At 61.4% G+C, this 16,366-nt stretch carries 16 protein-coding genes; 10 read left to right on the plus strand and 6 right to left on the minus strand.

The window, feature by feature from the left end; genetic code table 11:
* Nucleotides 1–327: 327 nt before the first annotated feature.
* Nucleotides 328–2,919 carry a TonB-dependent receptor gene (locus IHE49_RS10065; RefSeq protein ID WP_225578342.1) on the plus strand — a complete coding sequence of 864 codons (2,592 nt, stop codon included), beginning with the start codon at nt 328–330 and terminating at the stop codon, nt 2,917–2,919.
* 399 nt (nt 2,920–3,318) lie between these two features.
* Here IHE49_RS10065 and IHE49_RS10070 read toward each other — a convergent pair whose 3' ends face one another.
* The 6 genes from IHE49_RS10070 to IHE49_RS10095 all read right to left on the minus strand — a co-directional run bounded on the left by IHE49_RS10070 (nt 3,319) and on the right by IHE49_RS10095 (nt 7,177).
* The gene (locus IHE49_RS10070) at nt 3,319–4,392 is read right to left on the minus strand and encodes a HoxN/HupN/NixA family nickel/cobalt transporter (protein ID WP_225578343.1); all 1,074 of its coding nucleotides are present in this window, start codon (nt 4,390–4,392) and stop codon (nt 3,319–3,321) included.
* Between the two features lie 70 nt (nt 4,393–4,462).
* Nucleotides 4,463–5,197 carry an aquaporin gene (locus IHE49_RS10075; RefSeq protein WP_192157435.1) on the minus strand — a complete coding sequence of 245 codons (735 nt, stop codon included), beginning with the start codon at nt 5,195–5,197 and terminating at the stop codon, nt 4,463–4,465.
* 1 nt (nt 5,198) lies between these two features.
* Entirely contained in the window at nt 5,199–5,525 is a 327-nt protein-coding gene (locus IHE49_RS10080; RefSeq protein WP_192157437.1) for an SH3-like domain-containing protein, read from the minus strand.
* A 2-nt stretch (nt 5,526–5,527) separates the two neighbouring features.
* Nucleotides 5,528–6,163 (minus strand): nitrile hydratase subunit alpha, encoded by a 636-nt coding sequence (locus IHE49_RS10085; RefSeq protein ID WP_192157439.1) that lies wholly within the window; start codon nt 6,161–6,163, stop codon nt 5,528–5,530.
* Nucleotides 6,160–6,513 (minus strand): SH3-like domain-containing protein, encoded by a 354-nt coding sequence (locus IHE49_RS10090; protein ID WP_225578344.1) that lies wholly within the window; start codon nt 6,511–6,513, stop codon nt 6,160–6,162. The genes IHE49_RS10085 and IHE49_RS10090 overlap by 4 nt, the downstream gene beginning before the upstream one ends.
* 238 nt (nt 6,514–6,751) lie before the next feature.
* Nucleotides 6,752–7,177, minus strand: a complete 426-nt coding sequence (locus IHE49_RS10095) for a DUF302 domain-containing protein (RefSeq protein WP_192157441.1) — start codon at nt 7,175–7,177, stop codon at nt 6,752–6,754.
* 383 nt (nt 7,178–7,560) lie between these two features.
* Here IHE49_RS10095 and IHE49_RS10100 point away from each other — a divergent pair, with 383 nt between their 5' ends.
* The 9 genes from IHE49_RS10100 to IHE49_RS10140 all read left to right on the plus strand — a co-directional run bounded on the left by IHE49_RS10100 (nt 7,561) and on the right by IHE49_RS10140 (nt 16,329).
* Nucleotides 7,561–8,121 (plus strand): DsrE family protein, encoded by a 561-nt coding sequence (locus IHE49_RS10100; protein WP_225578345.1) that lies wholly within the window; start codon nt 7,561–7,563, stop codon nt 8,119–8,121.
* A gap of 65 nt (nt 8,122–8,186) precedes the next feature.
* Entirely contained in the window at nt 8,187–9,176 is a 990-nt protein-coding gene (locus IHE49_RS10105) for a substrate-binding domain-containing protein (protein WP_225578346.1), read from the plus strand.
* Between the two features lie 36 nt (nt 9,177–9,212).
* Nucleotides 9,213–9,983, plus strand: coding sequence for a substrate-binding domain-containing protein (locus IHE49_RS10110; protein WP_192157443.1), 771 nt, complete (start codon nt 9,213–9,215; stop codon nt 9,981–9,983).
* The gene (locus IHE49_RS10115; RefSeq protein WP_225578347.1) at nt 9,967–10,656 is read left to right on the plus strand and encodes a c-type cytochrome; all 690 of its coding nucleotides are present in this window, start codon (nt 9,967–9,969) and stop codon (nt 10,654–10,656) included. The genes IHE49_RS10110 and IHE49_RS10115 overlap by 17 nt, the downstream gene beginning before the upstream one ends.
* Nucleotides 10,653–11,660, plus strand: coding sequence for a c-type cytochrome (locus IHE49_RS10120; protein WP_192157445.1), 1,008 nt, complete (start codon nt 10,653–10,655; stop codon nt 11,658–11,660). The genes IHE49_RS10115 and IHE49_RS10120 overlap by 4 nt, the downstream gene beginning before the upstream one ends.
* A gap of 75 nt (nt 11,661–11,735) precedes the next feature.
* Complete coding sequence (locus IHE49_RS10125) at nt 11,736–12,380, plus strand: YceI family protein (RefSeq protein WP_192157447.1); 645 nt, start codon at nt 11,736–11,738, stop codon at nt 12,378–12,380.
* Nucleotides 12,381–12,442: 62 nt separating this feature from the next.
* Complete coding sequence (locus tag IHE49_RS10130; protein WP_192157449.1) at nt 12,443–13,714, plus strand: acetyl-CoA C-acyltransferase; 1,272 nt, start codon at nt 12,443–12,445, stop codon at nt 13,712–13,714.
* A 282-nt stretch (nt 13,715–13,996) separates the two neighbouring features.
* Complete coding sequence (locus IHE49_RS10135) at nt 13,997–15,886, plus strand: amidohydrolase (protein WP_192157508.1); 1,890 nt, start codon at nt 13,997–13,999, stop codon at nt 15,884–15,886.
* On the plus strand, nt 15,865–16,329 hold the full coding sequence (locus IHE49_RS10140) for a DoxX family protein (protein ID WP_192157451.1): 465 nt from the start codon (nt 15,865–15,867) through the stop codon (nt 16,327–16,329). The genes IHE49_RS10135 and IHE49_RS10140 overlap by 22 nt, the downstream gene beginning before the upstream one ends.
* Nucleotides 16,330–16,366: the final 37 nt, after the last annotated feature.

A 16,366-nucleotide genomic window follows, 5' to 3' on the forward strand; every position in this document is an offset into this window, starting at 1 on the left:
GCAGCGGTCGATACGGACCAGACCAACACCAAGGCGTAGCCCTTCAGGGGTAGCTGGCACACCTCCTTCGAAACGATTGCCGCCTCCTCGAAAGGATGACGCGCCCTGTCGGTCGAGTAGTTAGCGTGGTGACACCCGCGCAAGCAGCCTTTCAGTCCGCAATGAAGGCCGCCAACCGCGTCGGCAGCATCAGTTCGTGAGATAGCGCGAACCCGTGGATTGTCCGGTCTTTCCACTGACGCGGCCTCGACGTGGGCGCGGCTCTCGAAGCGGTATTCGCCGCCTTAATCCTTGAGAAGCGATGAATCGAAGATGGAGCAAAAGGGGATGGCAGTCATCAAGAAAATGATCCTGGCCCAGTTGACGTCATCGGTCGTATTCGCTGCGCCTGTGTTGGCGCAGAGCCTGCAGGGCGCTTCCGCAAGCGTGTCGGCGGCAGCGTCGACCTTGGCCGTGCCCTCCGGCGTTGCGACCACGGGACCATCCGGCAACAAGGTTACCCAACTGCAAGGGGTCGAGGTGACCGGTTCGCTCATCCGCAGTTCGGACAGGACTGGCTTCAACCAGGTTCAGTCGGTCACGCAGAATGACATCCAGCGTAGCGGCGCCACCACGGTGTCGAATTTTCTTCGAGACATCAGCGCCAATTCTGCTAGCAGTTGGGGCGAGGACACGGTGCTGATGAACCAGGCGCCAGGCGGCGCAGGAATCGCGCTGCGCGGCATGAGCATGAAATACAGCCTCGTGCTGATAGACGGTCAGCGTGCCGCGCCCTACGCGTTTGGAGTTGGAGGCACCGATACATTTTTCGATATCAATACGGTGCCGATCAATGCGGTCGACCGCATCGAGATTGTCAAAACCGGTGCGGTATCGCAATACGGTTCGGACGCGATTGCCGGCGTCGTCAACATCATCACAAAGAAGGATTTCCAGGGCCTTCAGCTCGGTGGCAGCCTTGGGGGCGCGCAGCATGGTGGCCAGGGTATGACGAACTTCAGCCTGCTGGGTGGCATCGGCGATTTGAATGTGGACCGTTTCAATGTGACGGCGGCGCTTGATGTCTATCACGCCAGCGGCGTCACCCTCGCGCAACGGGGTATGACGAGCAATGAAAACTACGCTGAGCTGCCTGGCGGCCTCTTCGCTCAGCCCAGTTCTTTCTTCACGACAGCTTCGGGCCCGCAGGCACTGAGTCCATGCGGGCCGACCGGCCTGATGACATCTGCGGCAAATAACCTGCAGACCCAGACGCCCGGCACGGTGTGCTCCCAGAACGGCGCCAAAGCCCAGTCACTCGCTCCACAGGTAGAGCATACAAGCGCCAAAGTGCACGCCGACTTCAAGCTCGGCGTTTACGTTGTGGCATTTGCTGACCTATGGGCAAGTTACAACACCACTTCGCTCGCGTCTGGACTCGCCGGCTTCGGTACAGATGCATTGGTGCCATCGTTCTACTATGCAGATCGCGGATTCACTGCATTCTCGCCCACGGTTGGCGGAAACGCGCTGACATATTATTTCCCGGACGCGCAGGACTGGGACACCACCTCAGTTTTTTATCGTTTTTCATCCGGCGTGAAAGGTTCGTTTGGCACAAGAAATTTCGGCGATTGGGACTGGTCCGCTTCCTACGGACATTCGCAAAGCGAGGTATCGAATACCTTTACCAGCCAGGTTAACGCGTCAGCGGTTCTGGATTACACCAACGAGGTGACGCCCGCCACGTTTAGCGCTGAAACCCTCGATGACTTGCCGGGAGTGCTCGGCGCTTCACGTGACCGGGGCGTTTCCAAGCTCGACACGCTGGATGCAACGGCGTCGACATCAAACCTGCTCAGCATGCCTGCTGGAGACGTCGGCATGGGCTTCGGCGTTCAGCTCCAGCATCAGAGCGAATATATAGCTCCCGGCTCCACCGGCTTTGTGAATCCATTCACCCAGGCGGTAAATGGCGAACGCAATATGGCTGCCGCCTATTATCAAATTGATGTTCCGCTCCTGAGCGAATTGACGTTCAGCCAGTCGGGACGTTATGACTACTACGGAAATTTTGGCGGAGTCTATTCACCCCGTCTTGCGCTGCGCTATCAGCCAATGAATGCCTTGACGGTATACGCTTCGTATGACCGCGGTTTTCGTGCGCCAACGTTGATCGAACTGTATCAGACGGCGAGCGTGACCTCTCAGCCCGTAGGTGCCCGGAACGTCGACGAATATTTCGTCGGGAATCCTGACTTGAAGCCCGAGCACACCGAGAATTACAACGTCGGATTCCAATTGTCACCGACGGCCAGCACGGATGTCGGCCTTGACTGGTACAAGATCGATGTCACCAAGGTAATAGGCCAGCCGAGTATCGTGGCGGAAGTCAATGCCAATCCAGGGCAGACGATTTATTACCTGGGGTACGAGAACCTGGCGTACTTGCGTACCGACGGCTTCGAGGCGACGTTCAAACAGGGGTTCCCCACGAAGATCGGAACCTTCACCCTGTCGGGCGATTGGGCTTACGTGCGGCGCTTCAAGATGCCCATCAACGGCATCGCGGCAGACCTGGCGGGAAACAATGATGCGAACGATACGGTGTTTGGAGGGGCCTTCCCGCGCTGGAAAGGCAATACTGAGTTGAGCTGGACGCATCGCGAATGGACAACGACACTGACCTGGCAATTCACCGGCCCTTATGCGCAGGAAATTGTTTCCGGACCCAACGTCGCGTCGTACAGTCAGCTCGATCTGCTTGTCAGCTACGGCGGCTTCAGGAACTGGAAGCTCTATGCCGGCATCAACAATATCCTCGATCGTGCCCCGCCGTACGATGCATCGTGGACCTATGTGAACCGCGGATACTTCGATCCATCGCTGTACTCGTACATGGGTCGCTACGGCCAGATCGGCGCGACATACAGGTTCTGATGTCTTGGGTGGCAGGGTATTGAGCGGCAGTGGCGCGCGCTACCGCTTGGGCGGCCGACGTCTTGCTGCCCTGCGTGGATTCGAGTGCATCGTCTTGCGAGCCTGGCAGGGCGACTTCTCGCTTTTGTTCCGGTCCTGGAGCTTTCCGCGATCGAATCTTCCGTCGTCGCACCATGGGATCCTGGCGGGATAAGCCATCCCGGAAATTTCCACATTCGCGTTGGCTACGCTCGAGGAAGTCTTGCGCAGGAGCTCGGCCCGGAACCGACCTTCATCTGTCCAGTTTTGAAAGGAAAACCCACGAAAGGAAAGTTCGTGGGTTTGGCGCCTGGAGCTCGAGAAATGCACGCATGGTATGCCGTGGAAAGGAATGCGTACGGGCGGATACCCCGGTTCGCGCTACGGCGTGATTCCGGCGGTGCCCCGTGTCCTGGAGAGGGAGACCAGGTATGAAACCATCCACACGGCGAGGAGGATCGCAATGATGGAGAAGCCCAATGCATTGAAATGATCCTCGATGCCTTGCACGGCTTTCCATATGCCACCTCCTAGGGAGAACTTGTCTGCCAGCATGGCCATGGCCTCCACGGCCGCAATGAATACGGCGATGCATACGGAGACCAAGGTGATGGTCATGTTGTAGTAGATCTTTCGAATCGGGTTGATGAAAGCCCATTCGTAGGCCTTCAGCATCATCACGCCATCGGTGGTATCCACCAGCGTCATGCCCGCGGCGAACAGCAGGGGAAGAACGGCGATGGTTCCCAGGGAAACGCCGCTGGCAACCTGCTTCGCGGAGACGGTGAACATGGCGATTTCGGTGGCCGTGTCAAAACTCAGTCCGAATGCCAGGCCGAGAAAGACCATGTGCCAGCTCTTGCTGACGAGCCGGAACAACGGCGTCAGTATCCTGGCGAGAAATCCTCGCTGGTCAAGCAGGCTTTCGATCTTCTCGGACTGATAGCGTCCCGTTTGCTTGAGGTTTCGATAGTTCCTGTACAGGGAGAAAAAGATGGTCACGTTCATGACGGCAATTGCCATGAGAAACACGACCGATATCGACGTGCTTACCAGCGTTCCGATGGAACGGAGCGCATCAAATCGCGACAGATAATGCTCGGCGCTCGCCACCATGAGGGCCACGACGACGATGATGGACGAGTGGCCGATGGCGAACCAGAACCCTACGGACGTCGGGCGCTTGTTGTCCTGCATCAGCTTCCTGGTCACATTGTCGATCGCCGTGATGTGATCGGCATCGACCGCGTGGCGCAGTCCCAGGCCATACACCAACAGGCTGACGCCGAGCAGGTCGGGCCTGTGTCCAAAAGCCAGTATCGCCCAGACCCACGAAGTCAGATTGAATAGCAGCAGGAAGGCATACATGACGATCAGCCTCATCCTGGTGTGCGTTGGATCGACGCCGCATTGGATGGAGGAGGCGTTCCCCGGGGGATTGACGATGCTTTTCATGAGAGCGTTCCAGCGGCCGGTCAAGGGCCGCCAGCTGGGGCGGCCGAAACGGGGGGCGTCGAGCTGTGAGCTACGCGTCGGTAGGCAGGCTGTCTGTTGCGGCTTGTTTCGAGCGCGGATAGGCAGCCGTGATGACGGCCAGAGCGGTCACGGCTCCCACGATCTCGGCCGGCGCCAGAAAAAGCGCGCGTGACAACGGAAGTGCCACGATCCCGTCGGCCCATGTGGCGGATAGCACGATGGCCGGATTCATAAAGGATGTGGGAAAGGCGAGAAGGGCGGCCGTCAACCAGCCCGCCACGGCAAACGGCCCCGTCATCGCCCGCTGTGCACGCATGCAGCCGAAAATGACGATCATCAAGCCGGCCGTGGTGATGGCCTCGGCGATCGCCAGATGCAGGAGGTCCGCGGGCGGGTAGGTTGCCGGGCGTTCCCCTGAAAGCAGGAAGTTGGCGAGCAGCGCACCAAGAACTCCACCGGCGCACTGGCTCATCACATAGGCGATCGTGCATCGAATATCCCGATCGCCACTCAACCACTGCAGAGCCGTGATCAAGGGGTTGAAGTGGCCGCCCGACGAATTGCCGAATGCCACCACCAACCCGCATAGAACGCCGCCCGTGACGAAAGCGAGCACGGCTTGCACGGCCAGATGGTTGGAGGTTATGCGCTGGACCTCGATCCCGGCGCTGACCACGCAGAACACGAGCAGCAGCGTGCCGACGGCCTCGGATAGCGCACGCCTGTACAACGCGACTGACGGATCCTTTTCGAAGAAGCACGTTTTCGTCTTGAACGCGGGCACGTCAGTCTCGTGGTCTCGCAGCGACTTCGTCCATCTTCAACGCCAGGTCCGTCGGCGAAAGAATCCTTTTCTCGAAGAGAATGTTCGCGAAGGCGACGATCCAGCGCTCGTAATAGCTGAGCTTCCCCACCAGGTCGGCGCCCAACGCCTCGACGCCCCGGCGCTTTTCTTCGGTGTTGATGATTTTGTGGAAATCGAGCACATCGGCCAGCGCGTGACACCTTTTCTCCCACGGGAGAAGCACGTGGTCCGTCTGCTGGACGGCGTCGGCCTGCAAGCCACCGATATCGTTCGGCAGCCTTTTGACGAATTGGTAGGTTTCGGGCATGGCTAGGCACTCCGTGTGGGGGGATTCGCGGCGACGACACCGATCATTGCGTCGCGCGTCACGAGAGCGGCGAGGTCCTCTTCCGAGAAGCCCTCGGTCCCCTCGGGTCTCAGGGGAAGCACCAGGTACCGGACCAGGGCAGTCGAATCGCTTACCCGGATTTCGACGTTGTCGGGGATGTGCGTGCCGAACTCTTCCAGCACCTTGCGCGGCTCGGATACGGCACGGGCGCGATAGGGCTTCACCTTGTACCAGTCGGGAGGCAGGCCAAGAACCGGACGCGGGTAGCAAGAGCACAGCGTGCATACGACGAGGTTGTGCACGCTCTCGGTATTTTCCAGGACGATGAGTTGCGTGTCGTCGTAGAAACTGATGCCGAGTTCCTCGCACGCGCGCCGCCCGTTCTCGAGCAGCCGGCCCCTGAATCCGGCATCGAGCCATGCCCTTGCCACGACCTTGGCGCCCAGCGCGGGACTGCGCGAATCGAGAACTTCTATCTGCCGGCGTATCTCGCCGGGACCGATCAGCTTCTTCTCGACGAGCAGCTCACGCACCGCCGTTTCCATGATTTCATAGTCGCCGCCATGCTGCGGAGCGGCCGGCTCCGGGTGTGGCGAAGAATGATCGTGAGCGCTCATGCCGGAACCCTTTCAAGCCATGTTTCGTAGACTTCTATGCGCAGGCCATCCGTTGCCGGGCCTTTGTATTCCGGCCACAACTCGGACATGGGCACCGCTACCCGGTAGTAATGTCGCTTGGAGCCCGCATTGCGACCGAAGGCTTCTTCTTCGTTGTCGACCGCAGCCGGCTCGATAATCTTCTCGACGGTGCAAAACTTGCCGCGCATGTAGGTAGGTACGCGATAGTGCCCTACGGGGGATCGCGCCAGAATGCGAGCCTTGTCGCCAGGGCTGAACACGGGACGCTCGCCTTCGGCAAACACCATGCCGGTAAGCGGGGCGCCCGCTGGGATCGTGTCGTCTCGCATGAGGCTTCCTCATCGATAGCGGAATCAAAAATCAGGTGAGGCGGGACGGCCTCCATAAAGACGTCGCCTGCGGGGAACAGGCTAGGTCGGATGGCGCCCCGGATCTTGTGCAAAACGACGATCCTTGACTCACCACAGTGCGGCGTTGGGTGCGCCATGAAGCCGCATCCGATGCTTCAATGAGCAGCACAGCAACCACGTGCTGCATGAGCGAAACCGCATAAACGAATCCCGGCCTTCAGAAAGCCGGGTTTGCCTGCACGGGTCGAGCTGCCGCCTCGGCCACGACCGTTTCAATGGCGGCGGTCATGGCTTTTACGACAGCCTCCGTCGAAGGCCCGAGGTCATGCCTGGAGGCGATCCACGAAATGGTGTTGTACGAGACCTTGGTTTTGCCGCACTCGTCTTCCCACACGAGGACCTTGATCGGCAGATCGATACCGACCCTTTGATCGAGCTGCATCAGCGGGGTGCCGGCGCGCGGATTGCCAAAGATGAAAACCTCGGTGGGCCGAAGCGGCAAATTCGAGGCATGGGCAGCGGCGGCGTGATCGACCCTGGCCAGGATCGTCATGCCGGTCTTCTCGATGGCCTGAGCCAGGCGGGCAAGCGTTTCCGGCGTCGTGCCATTGCTGTCGATCGTCATCAAACCGTTGTCTTTCATGAGTTCATTTCCGTCCCTTCGGGTACTGGTCGGTATGGGGATGGCCGTCATTCCGGAAAGGCCATGCCGCGGCGGCACGAAGGCACGCAGAACCCCAGGCTAAGCCTGTCGTGGATCGGAATCTTGGAAGAAAAGGCGGCCCTTGATGCCGCGCAGGACGATCGGGTGTGGCTGCCAAACGCCACTGCCGTGCAGAGCCACTGACTCATCGATGACCGAAGACTGCGTGCTGCCAGCGCCATCGAAACTCGTGTCACCGGCGCATCCGATTGCGGCAATTACGGGGCTTTTCAACAAGAGGCGCCGTGTCGCCTTGGATAGTTTTCCGCTGTGGCTGCCGGCCCCGGATGGCTTTTCCAAAATTCCAGCAAAGGTGAAATTTCATGAAAATGAACAAACTACTGGCCCTTTCGATGGCGATGGGCGTTGCCGCCCAGGGCGGCGTCACTCACGCGGCCGACGCGACGGAGTTCTGGTCGAATCCGACCATCAGTCCCTACGGAAAGATCCACTGGCTTCCGGATTCCGCCTATCGCCCCCAGCCTGACCAGACGTACAGCATCGTGTTCGCCTTGTCGGTAGGAGCCGAATCACCGAGCCAGGTCAACGCATCGCTTGACCGCGTCGCGCGGTCGATCAACCTGTATACCCAATCCGGCGTGCCGTTGAACCACCTGAAATTCGTGGCCGTCGCCTACGGCCCTGCGACGCCACTGGTCCTGGACGACGCGCACTACAAGGCGGCGTACGGCGTGCCCAATCCCAACTTGCCGCTCATCCGGAAATTGCGCGATGCCGGTGTAGATGTTGCCGTCTGCGGGCAGGCCGTGGCCGAGCACAAGTACCAGTACGACTGGGTGGACAAGAGCGTGACGATCTCACTGTCGGCGCTCACCACTATTTCGACATTGGAACACCAGGGCTATTCCCTCGTTCAACTCTGAGGGCATCCGCCTTCTGTCCTTGGCCCTGCCAAGGGCGTCATCGTCACGCCCGCCAGGAGCAATGCATGCACATCAAGATGGTTTTTGCTGCCGCCCTGACGCTGGCCTGCTCGGCCACGAGCGCTCTCGCGCTCGATGGGGCCGCCCAGGCGACGCAGTCGGCTCAAGTGCAGAGTCCACCATGGCAGCATGGCCAGAACAACGATGCGGTCGATCGGGGTTTCGAATTTACCGTGCCGGACGCCGACAACCTTGCCGATTTCCACGGCAACCCCGCTCACCCTGCATTGGTGCTGTACGTCGGCGGCAATTATTTCTTTGCCATGGCACCGCTTGTGAAAGCCTTCGAGGAAAAGTATCCCGAATACAAGGGGCGGCTTTATTGGGAAACCATTCCACCCGGGCTGCTGGTCGATCAAATGAAGGCCGGTGGCATCGTGACCGTAGGCAACATGACGTGGACGGCAAAGCCCGATGTCTATCTGGCAGGTTTGAATGCCGTACAGAAGCAGGTCGACGCGGGGCTCCTGCAGGCGCCCGCCGTACCTTACGCCACCAATGACATGACCATCATGGTCGCGAAGGGGAACCCCAAGCATATTACGGGGCTTCTCGACCTGGGCAGGCCCGATATCACGCTTGCGATGCCCAACCCGGAGTTCGAGGGCATCTCGCGGCAGATCAAGGCCTCCCTGGACAAGGCCGGTGGCGAACGGCTCGAAACCACGATCTACGAATCGAAGGTCAAGCAAGGCACGACCGAGCTCACACACATCCATCATCGCCAGACGCCACTTTGGATCATGCAAGGGCGCGTCGACGCCGGCGTGACCTGGCAGTCGGAAGCCGTCTTCCAGGAACAGATCGGCCATCCCATCGGCCATGTTGCGATCCCCGAATCGCAAAACACGACGGCCATCTACGCGGCGGCAATCGTCAAGAGTACGGCCCACGCTGAAGCGGCCCGCCGCTGGCTGGACTTCATCCGATCCGAGCAAAGCCTGGCCATATTCGAGCGCTTCGGATTCAAACGCTATACGCCACGTTCGCCCTGAACTCCTCGACCGTCGACGTCGCCATGGGAGCGGCTCATGTTTAAGTCATTGTTGTTTTCCGGCCTGATCGCCCTGGCATCGAGTTCGGCTGCCAGCGCAGCCGACGTTCTCCACGTATACGGCCCAGGCGGCCCGGCGCCCGCCATGCGCGAGGCGGCCAAGGTGTTCGGAAACGCCCATGGCATCGATGTCGAGGTGGTCGCCGGGCCGACGGGCAAGTGGGGCGCGGATTTTCAAAAGAACGGCGACATCATCTACAGCGGCTCGGAAAACATGATGGGTGGATTTCTGGCGCAGTTTGCCGGCGTGATCGATACGGCCACGGTCAATCCCCTCTATGTCCGACCCGCAGGGATTCTGGTCCGGCCTGGCAATCCGCGGCACATCCACGGCTTCGAAGATTTGCTCAAACCGGGCATGCAGGTGATGGTGGTGGAGGGGGCAGGGCAGGTCGGCCTGTGGGAAGACATTGCCGGTGCGCGCGGAAACGTCGACGCCATCCGTGCCTTTCGCATGCACATCGTGCGCTACGCATCGAACAGTGCCGAAGCGCTGAACGCCTGGCAGGCCCAGCCTTCGATCGATGCCTGGATCATCTTCCCCATCTGGGCGGTAGCCCATCCCGGCGTGGCGGATGTGGTCCCGCTGTCGCCGCCTTATTTGATTTATCGGGATTGCGGCGTGGCGCTTACCCACCAGGGCGAACGGCAGGCCAATGCACGTGCTTTCCTTCAATTTCTCGGTGGGCCCGAAGGTCGCCGCATCTTCGTCAGGTACGGATGGACGGATCATGCTGCTGCGAATTGACAGGTATCCGGCTGCCTGGATGCTCTTGGGCGTTTGCCTCGCAACGACTGCGCCGGGCATTCGTGCGAGCGACACCCGAGCGAGCGCGACCGGCGCCAAGGCCATCGCAGCCCAGGGCGATGCGCAGCGCGGAGTTCCGCCCTGCGCGGGCTGTCATGGCGCGGAGGGCCAAGGCAACGGCCTGGCTGCTTTTCCGCGCCTCGCGGGCCTTCCCGCACGGTATCTCCGGCAACAGCTCGAAACGCTCGCCGACGGACAGCGCAACAGCGCGGTGATGTCCTCCATAGCGAAAGCGTTGTCGCCGGACGAGGTCAGTGCATTGTCCGCTTACTATTCCGAGCTCCCGGTACCCGCCTCGTCACCGCAGCGTGCCGGTTCCGATCCCGCAGCGGCGGCAGAGCTGGCGGAACACGGACGCGCCGACGATAGGCTTCCTGCATGTGTGCTGTGCCACGGTAGACGCGGTGTCGGTATCGGCGACGATTTCCCGCCGCTCGCAGGGCAATCGGCGACGTATATCGCCAACCAGCTCGAAGCCTGGAAAGCCGGCGCGCGACCTGCGGGACCGATGGGATTGATGCCCCGTATCGCCGCCAAGTTGTCCGAGTCCGACATTCGCGGCGTTTCCGCCTATTTCGCGGCGCAGCCCGCTACGCGAGATGTTCAGCCATGAGTGCGATCGCCCGTTCCGTTGCCGCGGCTGCGGCTCTGTTCCTTGCCGGCGCGGTGGCGTACGTCTCATCCACAAGGGCCGAGGTGAGCAATGCCACACCAAGGACGGAGGCCGCCGTTGCGTCGACGCCTTCCCCGCAGGTGCCATCCGACAGCAAGCGTTCCGCTTTCATTCCTCCGCCTCTCAGCGCGATGCCAAAGGACGACTTCGGAAAAATGGTCCGCCTCGGCGAGCAGATTTTCGAAGATCCCGCGCACCACGCCAGTGCCTATGTGGGTAACGATCTCCGCTGCAGCAATTGCCATCTGGATGCGGGACGCCTGGCGAACTCCGCCCCCATGTGGGGAGCCTATGTGTCCTACCCGGCGTATCGGTCAAAGAATGGCCACGTCAATACGTTCGAAGAACGACTGCAGGGCTGCTTTCGCTTCAGCATGAATGGCAAGGCGCCTCCGTTGGGAGACAAGGTATTGGTCGCGCTGGAGAGTTATTCCTATTGGATGTCGAGGGGAGCACGCGTAGACCCCGACATTGCCGGGCGCGGCTATCCGAAACTCGACAAACCGCCGATGCCCGCAGATTACAAACGCGGACAACAGGTCTACGACGAGAACTGTGCACTTTGCCATGGCGCTCATGGCACGGGGCGTCAGGCCAATGATGGAAGCCCCGGCTTCCCGGCGCTGTGGGGCCCCGATTCATTCAACTGGGGCGCAGGGATGGGGAGCTTCGAAAACGCCGCGGCCTTCATTCGCGCCAACATGCCGCTCGGGTTGGCCGGGAGTCTGAGCGTGCAGGACGCCTGGGACGTGGCCACGTTCATGGACAGCCAAGAACGCCCGCAGGACCCGCGCTTTACAGGTTCCGTCGCCGAAACGCGCCAGCGCTTTCACAACAGTTCCAATTCCGCCTACGGCACGGTCGTCAATGGCCATCTGCTGGGCAGCGACTCGATAACGAGCGGCGGACATCCGAGAGCAACGGAAACAAGTTCGAGACCGTGACGTCGTGGTCGCAATTGCGAGCGCGCACCGTCGCCGTGCCTGGGACGTGGCCCTTACCAAAACTTAGGATCGAAGATGAAAAGCTTCAACGCCTCCGTCGCCATCGCAGCCGCATTCCTGCTGTTCACAACGGCTGCGACGGCGTTCCAGCAGGGCCATGGTTCTCCCGAAGATGCGAGCGCTTCGGCCCAGTACAAAACGCTCAATCTCACCAGGGATCCGGCAGCGGCGACGGGAGGCAGCTACAGGCTCGATCCGCATCACACCTCGGTCACTGCGAAGCTCGCACATATGGACCTGTCGCGTTACACGCTGCGTTTCGATGCAGTCAGCGGCGGATTTTCATTCGACCCCACTCGTGCGACCGCTTCGAATCTGCAGATTTCCGTCGACCCGGCATCGGTCGACACCGGCGACCAGGCTTTCGACAAGAGAATTGCGACCCGGTTTTTCGAAAACGGCAAATACCCATCCATCACATTTGCGTCGTCGTCGATCACGATCACGGGAGATCACTTTTCCGTCGATGGCGTCCTGGATTTCCACGGGGTCAAGAAGCCGGTATCCCTGAGCGTCGTCTATCGGGGCTTCACCCATGGGCGGATGGGCTTTTCGGGTGAGGCGACTTTCAAGCGTTCCGAATTCGGCGTCGGAGAATGGGTGCCCCTGGAGGCGGATGAGGTGACCCTCCTGATCGAGACGGAATTCGTCAAGACATGAGCCATTTCCAGATTTGAGACGCCAGACCCGCTGGTGCGGCATTGCGGCTAAAGGACCGACTCATGACACGCTTCAAGCAAGCTGTTTATCTCGCCCCCGGGCTTCGTACTCCCTTCGGACGCGGCGGCGGTGCGCTGGCCGCTTATGACGCATTGAGCTTGTCCGTACCCGTCGTTCGGGCGATGGCCGAACAAGTCGCGGGCCGAAAGCCTGATCTTTTCCTGTGGGGATCGGTCATCCCCAACCTGGGGTGGAGCAACCTCGCGCGCGAAATCTGGATGGACGCGAAATTGGATGCCGCCGTGCCGGCCTATTCCGTCGTCCTGGCCTGCGGTACCAGCATGACGGCTGCGTTCTCGGCAGCCGGCACGATCGGCCCGGGTGTCGACGTCGTGATGGTGGGCGGCTCGGAAGTCATGAGCCGCCCGTCGCTCGGCTTGACCAGCCAGGCCAACGATCGCCTGCTCGGGCTTTTTTCCACCGACCCTGCGCAGGCGGTGGCGGCATTGGGCAGCCTGCGAGCGACGGATTTCAACCTCCCAACCAAAGGCTGGGCCAACCGCATCACCGGTCGCACCATGGGCGATCACATGGAAGAGACGGCGAAACAATGGGGCATATCCCGCCAGGCGCAGGACGAGTGGTCCTACCGCAGCCACCAGAAAGCCATTGCCGGTTGGGAAAGCGGATTCTTCGGTGACCTGGTGATAGCGCTGCCGGAATTGGCCAGGGACGCGAATCCGCGCGCGGACACTTCCTTGGAAAAGCTCGCCGCATTGAAGCCAGCCTTCGACAAGAGCGGCCTCGGCACGCTGACTGCCGGCAACTCGTCGCCCATTACCGATGGCGCGGCGGGCCTGTGGGTCATGTCAGACCAGGGGCGTAGGCGGCTGCCCGCGAACTTGCCGACGGTCAGGCTTCTCGACTACGAAATCGCGGCAGTCGATTTCCACAAGGAAGGATTGCTGATGGCACCCTCGTATGCCATTCCGCGCCTGCTCGACCGGCATGGCCTGTCTTTCGAGGACATCGCGCTATGGGAGATCCACGAAGCCTTTTCGGCACAGGTGCTGGCCAACGTGGCCGCACTGGAGAGGCCCGGATGGATTGCGGAAAAGACGCACGTCACCCGTGATTTCGGCCGCTTCCCCTGGGAACGGGTGAATCCGAACGGTGGGTCGGTCGCGATTGGCCATCCATTTGGCGCCACCGGAGCGCGCGATTTGAGTCAGGCGGCCAAGGAGCTCGCGGCCATGCCACGCCCGTCCAAGGCAATCGTCAGCGTGTGCGCCGATGGCGGCCAAGGCGTCGTCGCGCTGCTCGAAAACGGCTAGTGCGGCTTGGTCGTCCGATACGGACCGCTGGCAGCCAAGGAGAAGGCATCGTGTCGATTTCCACTCAAAAGACAGATTGGGCTTTCATCGAAAAAGTGAGCCATCGGCGGTCGGGGCAACTTGGCCGCGCAGAGGCCAGCACCGGATCCCGCCTGGCGACCACGTCGATCACTTCGGCGAGTGTGGCGGCGGGGTAACCCGGCGGGTCAAACCACATCGCGTCGCACAGTCGCCGCAGGGCACGCAGCCACCTGCGACAACCAGGAAGAAGGAGCCAGCGTCATGAGCGATACGCATACCGAACCGGAGCTGCTTCTGTACAACGGACGTTTTGCCACGCTCGATCCGGACAAGCCGCGGGCGAGCGCCGTCGCCATCGCCAACGGACGACTGGTGGCGGTGGGCGACGATTCGAGCGTGCTGGGTTCGGCGGGCAACGTCACGCGAAAGGTCGACCTCGGCGGTCGTTGCGTGCTGCCAGGGTTGATCGACAACCATCTGCACATCATTCGCGGTGGCCTGAACTACAACATGGAGTTGCGCTGGGACGGCGTACGTTCGCTTGCCGATGCGATGGACATGCTGCGGCGGCAGGTCGCGATCACGCCGCCACCTCAATGGGTTCGTGTCGTCGGCGGCTTCACCGAGCACCAGTTTGCCGAGAAGCGCCTGCCGACCATTGCCGAACTCAACGCGGCGGCACCGGATACGCCGGTGTTCCTGCTGCACCTCTACGACCGCGCGCTGCTGAATGCGGCGGCGTTGCGGGTCGTAGGCTACACCAGGGACACGCCGGAGCCGCCCGGGGCTCATATCGAGCGGGACAAGGCAGGCAATCCTACGGGTTTGCTGCTGGCCAAACCCAATGCCGCCATCCTGTATGCGACGTTGGCGAAAGGGCCGAAGCTGCCCTTCGACTACCAGCTCAACTCCACCCGCCATTTCATGCGCGAGCTCAACCGGCTGGGCGTTACCGGCGCCATCGACGCGGGCGGTGGCTCCCAGAACTATCCGGAGGACTATGCCGTGATCCAGAAGCTGTCCGAAGACGGCCAGCTGACGATCCGGCTGGCCTACAACCTCTTCACGCAGAAGCCGAAGGCGGAAAAGGACGACTTCCTCAGCTGGACGAGGACTTCCAAGTACAAGCAAGGCGACGACTACTTCCGGCACAACGGCGCCGGCGAGATGCTGGTGTATTCGGCAGCGGACTTCGAGGACTTCCGGCAACCGCGTCCCGATATGCCCGATGCCATGGAAGGGGAACTGGAAGATGTCATACGCGTGTTGGCCGAAAATCGCTGGCCGTGGCGCTTGCATGCGACGTACGACGAGACGATCAGCCGCGCCTTGGACGTGTTCGAGCGGGTCAACCGTGATATTCCGCTGCAGGGACTGAACTGGTTCTTCGACCACGCCGAAACGATCTCGGAGGCCTCCGTCGACCGCATCGCGGCACTTGGCGGCGGCGTCGCCGTGCAGCACCGCATGGCCTATCAGGGCGAGTACTTTGTCGAACGGTACGGCGCGGCCGCCGCCGCTGCCACGCCTCCGGTCGCCATGATGCTGGAGAAGGGCATCAAGGTCTCGGCCGGCACCGACGCTACGCGTGTCGCGTCGTACAACCCATGGGTTTCGCTCGCCTGGCTGACCACCGGCATGACGGTGGGCGGTCTCCGCCTCTATCCGCAGCGCAATTGCCTGGATCGCGAGACAGCGCTGCGCATGTGGAGCCAGCACGTGACCTGGTTTTCAAACGAAGCAGGCAAGAAAGGGCAGGTCAAGGTCGGGCAGTTTGCGGACCTCATCGTGCCCTGCCGCGACTACTTCGCTTGCGCCGACAGCGAGATTGCCGATATGACCTCGGACCTGACGATCGTCGGCGGCAAGATCGTCTTCGCGGCCGGAAGCTTCCGGCACCTGGATGAGGATCCCTTGCCGCCGGCGATGCCGGACTGGTCGCCCGTCCGCATGTTCGGCGGTTACGCAGCCTGGGACGATGCCAGCTCCGCCGTGGTGCGGCAAAGCCACGCGAATGCCTGCAGCTGCGCCTCTGCCTGTTCGATCCACGGCCACGACCACATGACGGCCTGGTCAGCCACGCTCCCGGTATCGGAGCCGGACCTGAAGTCGTTCTGGGGTGCGCTCGGATGCGCTTGCTGGGCAGTATGAGCGTGAATGCGCCGCGGTATGCCATCGGTATGCCGGCCATCGTTGCCGTCATCCTGAGGGCGCCGGCGACAGTGTGGTTCGCACGCATCGGCCTGACCTTGCCGTACTGGTGGAGCGGCGTCGACAAGCTCACTCACCCGCAGGCAACCCTGGAAGAGTTCCATGCCACAGGCTTGCCCGTGTCGTGGCTGCTCTATGCGCTCGTCCTGGCGGTGCAACTGGGCGGATCGGTCGCGATCATCTGCAATCGCCACGCATGGTCGGGAGCGGGTGCCCTGGCGATATTCACGGCTTTCGCGACCTGCCTGGCACACGGCTTCTGGAAGCTGGCCGGCGCGGCGCGCTTCGCCGAGATGAACGTTTTCATGGAACACATCGCCCTGATCGCGGGCCTGGCGCTCGCGGCGCTCTTCAGCTATGCGGGCCAAAGACCTGCCGCCTAGCTTCCATCCAATCCACCATCCCATCGGGAGAGGCACT

The sequence above is a fragment of the Rhodanobacter sp. 7MK24 genome, assembly GCF_014842995.1.
In the GTDB taxonomy this organism is placed as follows: Bacteria; Pseudomonadota; Gammaproteobacteria; order Xanthomonadales; family Rhodanobacteraceae; genus Rhodanobacter_A.